Origin of the sequence: Sciscionella marina DSM 45152 (genome assembly GCF_000379465.1) — a bacterium.
Classification (GTDB): domain Bacteria; phylum Actinomycetota; class Actinomycetes; order Mycobacteriales; family Pseudonocardiaceae; genus Sciscionella; species Sciscionella marina.
In genome coordinates this window covers 1-1,426 of sequence record NZ_KB905460.1, presented here as the reverse complement: position 1 = coordinate 1,426, position 1,426 = coordinate 1, and the positions used below count along the sequence as shown (strand labels likewise).

Below are 1,426 nucleotides of genomic sequence, written 5' to 3'. Positions count from 1 at the left end.
AGCACGGTGCCGGTGCACCATCCAGCGTCGACGAGTTCACCTAGAGCCGGCTGGGGCTCCCCGAGGTCCCACGGGACCCTCCCCCTCCGGTACACCTGCCCGTAGTCGATCTCCGGCGGCTGCGGACCCTGCACCGTCCCAAGCCCTCCCTTCCGCCGGATCATCCGGGACCCACTCTGGCATCGCGCGACCCCGGCATCAAGGCGGCCACCGACGACCCAGGTCTGCGTCGCGGACCTGAAGATCACGAGTGTTCGCAACCGACCCCTATGTGGAACGGCCTCTTGAATCGACGGCAACGCCATCGTCTGAGACTCTTGCCGGTCACGGACAGTAGCTGACCTTGACCGTCCGGTTTCAACCCGGCTAGGTCGTGTCTCCCGATTCGCATACTCCTACGCGGGCGTGGATGACGGTGCTGGCCAGGAGGACGCCACCGAGGTAGGTCAGGGCGTACTTGTCGTAGCGGGTCGCGATGCCGCGCCACTGTTTGAGCCGGTTGAAGCCTCGTTCGACGGTGTTGCGCCGCGCGTAGAGGTCGGCGCCGAACGCGGGTGGTCGGCCACCGGCCGATCCTTTGGCCTTTCGCCGAGCGATCTGGTCTGTGCGCTCGGGGATGGTGTGTTTGATTCGTCGGGAACGTAATTCGGCCCGTGTACTCGGATGCGAGTACGCCTTGTCGGCGAGTAGCCGGAAGTCGCGGTTGGACTCGCCCTGGTCTCGGCGCTGCTGGGCGTAGGCCTCGAGCAGCGACACCAGTTGGGGGTTGTCGCCGGCCTGCCCTGCGGTCAACCGGACCTCGACCGGAGCTTGTCGCTGATCGGTCAGGGCATGAACCTTCGTGGTGAGCCCGCCACGCGAACGGCCGATCGCGTGGTCGGCGGGCTCATCGGCAGCCTTCTTGTAATTCGACAGAGCCCCCTGTGGCGAGCATGTCGGACCGGGCGCCCGCGGCATGTTGATGCGCCCGCACGCTCGTCGCATCCACCGACAGCAACTCCTCGACGTTCGCGACCATCGCGGCACGGAACCCGAACACGGACGCAACCTGGGCGAACATCTCGTCATAGGTGCCATCCAAGGACCATCGATGATGCCGCTTCCACACCGTCTGCCACGGCCCGAAATCGGCCGGCAGATCCCGCCACGGGCTGCCCGTGCGGAACCGCCATACGATCGCTTCCAGCATCAACCGGTGGTTGGTGAACCTGTTGCCCCGCTTACCCTCATCCGAGGGCATCACCGGCTCGACGGCCGCCCAAAACTCATCAGAAATTACACCGCTACGCATCACCAGCCGATCTTCGCTAGTCAGGACCCACATATTTGGGAGACACGCTGTGAGTCTTTCCGGTGGCTGGTCTGGGACCGGCTGGCAGGGTTGGCGTCGGTCGTCCCACCCTTGGTCGTGACTCGAGACACGCTC

At 65.3% G+C, this 1,426-nt stretch carries 1 pseudogene; it reads right to left on the bottom strand.

Annotated elements, in window-relative coordinates:
• Positions 1-366: 366 nt before the first annotated feature.
• Positions 367-1,294, bottom strand: a pseudogene (locus tag A37U_RS50840) (IS5 family transposase).
• Positions 1,295-1,426: the final 132 nt, after the last annotated feature.